Source organism: Dietzia sp. DQ12-76, assembly GCF_014145045.1.
Taxonomy (GTDB): domain Bacteria; phylum Actinomycetota; class Actinomycetes; order Mycobacteriales; family Mycobacteriaceae; genus Dietzia.
In genome coordinates, this window is the sequence record NZ_JAALDV010000120.1 from 1 (window position 1) to 5912 (window position 5912).

The 5912-nt window shown below is 70.1% G+C and carries 8 protein-coding genes; 4 read left to right on the forward strand and 4 right to left on the reverse strand.

Going from position 1 to position 5912, the window contains the following annotated elements; translation table 11 throughout:
* Positions 1–360, reverse strand: a 360-nt coding sequence (locus G6019_RS05355; RefSeq protein ID WP_182627163.1) for a Type 1 glutamine amidotransferase-like domain-containing protein, incomplete at its 3' end; no start/stop codon positions are given.
* 176 nt (positions 361–536) lie between these two features.
* Here G6019_RS05355 and G6019_RS05360 point away from each other — a divergent pair.
* From G6019_RS05360 to G6019_RS05370, 3 genes are read left to right on the forward strand one after another with little or no spacing between them, the layout of a single operon-like run.
* Positions 537–1259 carry a hypothetical protein gene (locus G6019_RS05360; protein ID WP_241725888.1) on the forward strand — a complete coding sequence of 241 codons (723 nt, stop codon included), beginning with the start codon at positions 537–539 and terminating at the stop codon, positions 1257–1259.
* Complete coding sequence (locus tag G6019_RS05365; RefSeq protein ID WP_182611911.1) at positions 1252–2301, forward strand: isopenicillin N synthase family dioxygenase; 1050 nt, start codon at positions 1252–1254, stop codon at positions 2299–2301. Before G6019_RS05360 ends, G6019_RS05365 begins: the two co-directional genes overlap by 8 nt.
* Positions 2298–3788 carry a sodium:solute symporter family transporter gene (locus tag G6019_RS05370; RefSeq protein ID WP_182611910.1) on the forward strand — a complete coding sequence of 497 codons (1491 nt, stop codon included), beginning with the start codon at positions 2298–2300 and terminating at the stop codon, positions 3786–3788. The genes G6019_RS05365 and G6019_RS05370 overlap by 4 nt, the downstream gene beginning before the upstream one ends.
* 25 nt (positions 3789–3813) lie before the next feature.
* On the opposite strand, the gene G6019_RS05375 is transcribed toward G6019_RS05370, so the two are convergent.
* The 3 genes from G6019_RS05375 to G6019_RS05380 form a co-directional block, all read right to left on the reverse strand.
* Complete coding sequence (locus tag G6019_RS05375; protein WP_182611909.1) at positions 3814–4494, reverse strand: TetR/AcrR family transcriptional regulator; 681 nt, start codon at positions 4492–4494, stop codon at positions 3814–3816.
* A 100-nt stretch (positions 4495–4594) separates the two neighbouring features.
* The gene (locus G6019_RS17695) at positions 4595–4717 is read right to left on the reverse strand and encodes a hypothetical protein (RefSeq protein ID WP_255412659.1); all 123 of its coding nucleotides are present in this window, start codon (positions 4715–4717) and stop codon (positions 4595–4597) included.
* A 68-nt stretch (positions 4718–4785) separates the two neighbouring features.
* The gene (locus G6019_RS05380; protein WP_107755384.1) at positions 4786–5454 is read right to left on the reverse strand and encodes a TetR/AcrR family transcriptional regulator; all 669 of its coding nucleotides are present in this window, start codon (positions 5452–5454) and stop codon (positions 4786–4788) included.
* Between the two features lie 83 nt (positions 5455–5537).
* Here G6019_RS05380 and G6019_RS17220 point away from each other — a divergent pair.
* Positions 5538–5912 (forward strand): serine hydrolase (locus G6019_RS17220; protein WP_182627165.1); only part of this gene is annotated, 375 nt, incomplete at its 3' end.

Consider the following 5912-nt stretch of genomic DNA (forward strand, 5'->3'; position numbering starts at 1 on the left):
TGAGCCGATGTAGGGCAGCCCCGCCCGCACCCGCTCGACCACGGCCGCATCCGCGCCGTGTCGGCGCAGCGCCGCCAGGAGCACGAAGGTGTTGCCGCCGGCGACGTACAGGGCGTCGAGCCCGTCGAGCAGGGCGGCGAACTCACGCGGGTCGTCGATATCGGCGGCGGTGAGGTCGGTCAGGACGTACCCCAGGTCCGCCAACTGCGCGCGTTCCGCGGCCACGAACCCGGCCCCCGCGTACGGGCTGGCGGCATCGTTCAGATATCCGATGCGCACCACGGGTGCGGGACGGTTCACGTGCTCGGCGAGGAAGTCGGGGACGGCGCCCACGCCGAGGGACAGCAGGAGCAGGTTCATGGCGCCACTCTACGAGCTGATCGCGGGCGCTTCGCGGTGTGTCGCCGACGCCGGGACGACCGGCACGCGCCCAGCGGTGATCACCCAATTTCTCATCCTTTGACGCCTACGTAACAGCGCGGCAACGCACCACCGTTTGACTACTTCCGATCAAGTGATCGATTTGAAGGAGTCCTATGGAACCCGTCCCGCGCCCGGCCCCCGCGGCCTACCGGCGCCACCTGTTCCACTCCCGCGACTCCGTCCCCGACCAGTGCTCGGACGTCGTCTGGATCCAGGGTGACCAGTACTTCTGCGACGCGCGGTTCTCCACCGACGCCGCAGGCGCGACGCACTTCCGCATGGGGTTCGCCGGAGAACTCGAGTGCACGGACCCGGCCACCGGCGAGTTCGAATGGGTCCACGCCATCGCCGCCGGGGAGGCCTTCGGCTCCGCCGACATCGGGCAACTCTTCGACGTGCCGGGGTGGGGCCTGCTGGAGGCGGGCCGGCAACTCGACTACGTCGAACTCTGGCAGCGCTGCGCCGACGAGCCCGGCCCGGTGTGGGAGGCCCGAGGGGTCGACGACCAGGGAACCGAGGCCGTGGTCGTCTGCGTGGGCGACCGCTTCGGCCTCGCGCTCGGCGCCGACTCCGCCGGGAACCGGCCGGCATCGGTGCACATCGGGTCACGGACCGACCGGGGCTGGAGCGCCCGGTACTCGTCGTGGTCGGTCCCCGAGCCTCCCCGGTTCTTCCTCTCCCCCGAGTCGGACGGCCGCTTCGCACTCTCCTGGCAGACCGGCGAGGGCGGCAGCACGTCCACGTTCTTCGACCCGATCCACGACGCCGGACCGATACCCCCAGCCCGACCGTCCCACCCGCCCCGACCAGCCCACCCAGGAGCCGACAATGCCTGACCTCCACCGTCCCACCACCGACTTCGAGTCGATCCCGATCATCGATGTGTCCACGCTCGCCGATCCCGGTGGCCCCTCTCAGGAGTGCGTCGACCGGCTCGGCGAGGCGGCCCGAGGCGTCGGGTTCCTCCTCATCGTCAACCACGGCGTGGCCGACGAGACCTTCGCAGCCATGCACGAGGCCTCGCAACGGTTCTTCGCCCAACCCGACGCCGTCAAGCAGCAGGTGTACATCGGCAACTCCACCAATCACCGCGGGTACGTCCCGGTCGGTGAGGAGGTCTTCGCCGGCGCGACCCCCGACCTCAAGGAGGCCTTCGACCTGTCCATCGATCTGCCGGCGGACCATCCGGAGTACGTGGCCGGCAATCCGCTGCTCGGGCCGAACCAGTGGCCCGATCTGCCGGGGTTCCGTGAGGCGGTGACGACCTACTACGACGAGGTGTTCACCCTCGGGTCGCGGCTCCTCGCGGCGTTCGCCCGGTACCTCGACCTCGATCCCGACACGTTCCTCGGGTCGGTGACCCAGCCGCCCTCGCAGCTGCGTCTCATCCACTACCCGCACAACCCTGACGCCCATGACCGTCCCGGGATCGGAGCGCACACCGACTACGAGGCGTTGACCCTGCTGAGGCCCACCGCTCCCGGGCTGGAGGTGATGAACGGCCGGGGAGAGTGGATCGAGGTCCCGTTCCGCGAGGACGCCATCGTCGTGAACATCGGGGACCTGCTGGAGGTGTGGACCAACGGCGCCTTCGTCGCCACCTCGCACCGGGTCCGGAAGGTCTCGCGGGAACGGTATTCCTACCCGTTGTTCTTCACGGTCGACTACGACACGGTGGTCGCTCCCCTGACGTTCCCCGGGTCCAATGACTCCGTGTACGAGCCGATGCACTCCGGCGAGCACCTGTTCGCCCAGACCGCGCAGAGCTTCGCCTACCTGAGGAGGCGGATCGCGGACGGTGAGGTCGCACTGCCGGAGGGCGCGCGTCCCCTGTACTCGCTCGGTCGCGAGACCGCCCTGGTGGGTGAGACCCGATGATCAGTCTCGCCATCGGCGGCACCGTCGCCCTGCTCGTCGTCCTGGGTCTGCTGTCGTCGAAGAGGGTGCGGGGAGAGAACCGCAACTTCGCCGTCGCCGGCCGCACGCTGACCGTGCCGCTCGTCGCCGTCCTGCTGATGTCCCAGGTGATCGACTCCAACGCGACCGTCGGAGCGGCGGATCTCGCGGGCGGTTTCGGATTCTGGGCCGGAGCCGCGATGCCCCTGGGGATCGCCGTGTCGTTCCTGTTGATGGGGCTCTTCGTGGCCGAGAAGGTCCGGGAGCGCGAGCTGTACTCCCTGCCCGGTTACTTCCGGCAGACGTTCGGCCGCACCGGCGAGATACTGTCGGCCGTCCTGACGGTCTCCAGCTTCGGCATCCTCATGGCGGGCAACCTCGTCGCCCTGGGACACATGATGGACCACTTCGTCGGGGTGCCCTACTGGGCCGCGATCGTGTTCGTCACCGTCGCGATCCTCGCCTACACGATGGTCGGCGGGATGTTCGCGTCCGTGTACACGGGACTGTTCCTCATGGTGGTGATGGGGGTCGGGTTCGTCGGGCTGACGCTGTGGATGTTCCTCGGCCCCGGGTACACCGCTGCCGAGGGGTTGGGCATCTCGGATCTCGAACAGCTGACCGCCCCTGCGGCGGGCGCGGCGATCAACTGGGCGACGCTCTTCGCGCTGGGCTTCGGCAACCTGGTGGCCATCGACGTCTTCCAACGCGTGTCCTCGGCCAGGTCCGCCCGGGGCGCCAGGGCGGCCAGCCTGATCGCCGCCGTCGGGACCGTGGTCCTGTGCGTCCCGCTGGCCGCGGTCGCCGTGGCCGGGGCGGGACTGCTCGGGGACAGCGGCTCCGAGTCGCCGATCCTCTTCCAACTCCTCACCGGGCCGGTACCCACCCCGATCGCGATGCTGGTCATCTCGGCCCTGCTGGCCGCCTCCCTCACCACGGTCAGCGGCATCCTCCTCGCGACCTCGTCCATCGTCGTGGGCACCATCCTCGACACCAGGAATCTGCGGTTGAGCGTGCTCCAGGCCTCCCGGTGGGCGATGGTCCCCGTCGCGGCCATCGGCATCGTCGTCGCACTCCGGGTCAACCACACCGGGATCCTCCTCACGCTGACCTTCGACCTGCTGTGCGCGAGTCTCGTGGTGCCGTTCCTGCTCTCCCTGTGGACCCGCCTGGTCAGCACGAGGGCGCTGGTCATCTCCGCCGCGCTGGGACTGGGCGTGCGGCTCGGGTTCTTCGTCTTCACCCCGACCATCTACGGGGTGGACAACACCCTGCTGTACTTCCCGAACGAGGTGATCACCACCAGCGTCGACGGCTGGACGACGTTCCTCGCCGCAGCCGTGTCCTTCGTGGTCTACGTGGCGGTGGCCGCCACCGACACACGGCCCGACCCCCGGAAGGCCACGGCGACACCCTCCGTCGACGAGCCGGAACCGGACCGGGACGTCGAGGTTCCCGCGAGGGCCTAGCCGTCAGTACACCCAGCGGGCGGCGTCAGTCGACAGACCCCGGGCCCGGGGGATCGAGAGCAGCGAGATTCTCGGTTCCCCGGGCCCGGGTCTCGTCGGTGAGGAGGTCCGGGACCCGCGCCAGCGTCAGTGCGGCATCGGCGACCCGGGCCGGGGTGTCGTCCGGAATCGGTGACCGCGTCCGGCGCCGGTAGGTGATGACGTTCTCCACCAGTCCGACGACCATCGCCACGTCGACGTCAGTGGCGCGTTCCCCCGTCGTGCGCTCGAGCAGCACCCGGTAGGCCTCGTGCAGCGAGTCCCGGACCTCGTGGAACTCGCTGAAATGGTCGCCGTCGAGAGCCGGTTCGAAGTACAGCACACCCAGGTTCTGCGGATCCTCGTGCAGCAGCCGCGCATCGGCGTACGCCAGGGCCCACAACAGCACGTGTCCCGGGGCGTCGCTCTCGAGCAACCGGTCGGCGATCCGGTGGGACGGGATCACGGTGCCGAGCACCAGCCGGAGCAGGATCTCGTCCTTGGAGCTGAACCAGTGGTAGACGCTGGCCTGCTGCAGGCCCGCGCCCTCGGCGATGGCCCGGGTGCTGGTACGGCCGAATCCCTTGGTGACGAACAGTTCGCCCGCGGCGTGCAGGATGTCCTGCTCGCTGCCGAGTCCGGTCGGCGACCCGGGGTTGCGGCGCGGCCGTCCACGAGTCCTCGTCACCCGGCAGAGGCTACCAACGCCCCGTCCGGTCGCAGTCAGCCTGTGACCACCTGCCGACGCCTGGACCCCACCAGACCCGCGGTCACGGGCGCGCCGGTCATCACCAGGACCAGCAGGAACGGCGCCGGGCGAACTCCTCCACCGGGACCGCGGCGAGATGGTGCACCGGCGAGAGCGACCGGGGCCACCCGGGGAAGTCCAGCAGGTCGGCGAAGTCGGCCACAGGAACATCAGCGCGACCACCGCCCAGCCGACCCCCGTCGGCGACCGAGGGCCCGGCGCCCGGTCCGGTCAGAGGATTCCGACCAGCTCTCGGAGGGCGTGCCGGGCACTCGCCCCGTCGATAGGCGCCGGGGTGGCCGTCAGCTGCGCGGCAAGCCCGTCAAGCGCCGCATGGAGTGCCGTCACCCTCGCCTCGAGGGCAGGATCCTCCAGTTCGGGAATCGTCGCGGTCGAGTCGACTACGTCGTGCACATCCATCGTGTCCGCCTCGACGATCGGAACCGCCCTGTCGTTGAGATGCCCGACCACCCGACGACACTGATGTCGGACGCCCGCCCACCCGGCTTCCCGCCACCGGTCCAGTCCGGCCGGGTGCGTCGCGGAGTGGGCGACGGCCGACCAGAGGAACCACTCCACGCGGCGACGCTCGTCCAGCGGCAGCAGTTCTTCGAGCAGCGCACACGCGGCGTCCCGCCCTTCCGCGGCGGTGGTGGCGTCGCCCAGTGCGCGGATCAGGGGCACGAGCCGATGGGCGGCCTCGGCGGTGACATCGGCCATGACCTGTTCCAGCAGTTGTTCCTGGGTGGGAAAGAAGTGCCGCACCGCCCCGACTGACATTCCCGCCTCCGCGGCGACACCGCGGACGGAGGCGGCCGGGATGCCCCCACGAGCGACCAACCGCAACGCCGCCGCCACGACGTCGCGTTGACGCTGACGCCCCTTCGCGCTGCGCCCCATGCGCCCTCCCCCCACGTCGTCGATCCGATGTGCATACCGTAGTCTCCAGAAACCAACACACCCGTATCGGAAAGGTGGAGCGAGTGCACCGCGCTCTCGTCGTCTCCCTGGTGGCCACCCTGACCGCTCTCGCGCCTGTGACCGCCCAGGCCCGACCGGATGGCGGCGCCCTGCACGACCGGATCGAACGCATCGCGCAGGAAGTCGTGGGGCGGTCGACCGCAGGCATGGTCGTGTCCGTCGTGGATGGTTCGACGACCCCGCTTCTCCGGGCCTGGGGCCACGCCGACGCCGAGGGGGAGCGCCCCCTCGGCACGGACTCGCGCCTCCCGGTCGCCTCGGTCTCCAAGGTCGTCACCGCCCTGACCGCCCTCACGCTGCACGAGGAGGGCTCCTTGGATCTCGACGCGCCGATCGAACACTCCAGCGGGGTGGTGCTGCGGGATGAGCGGGCGCCC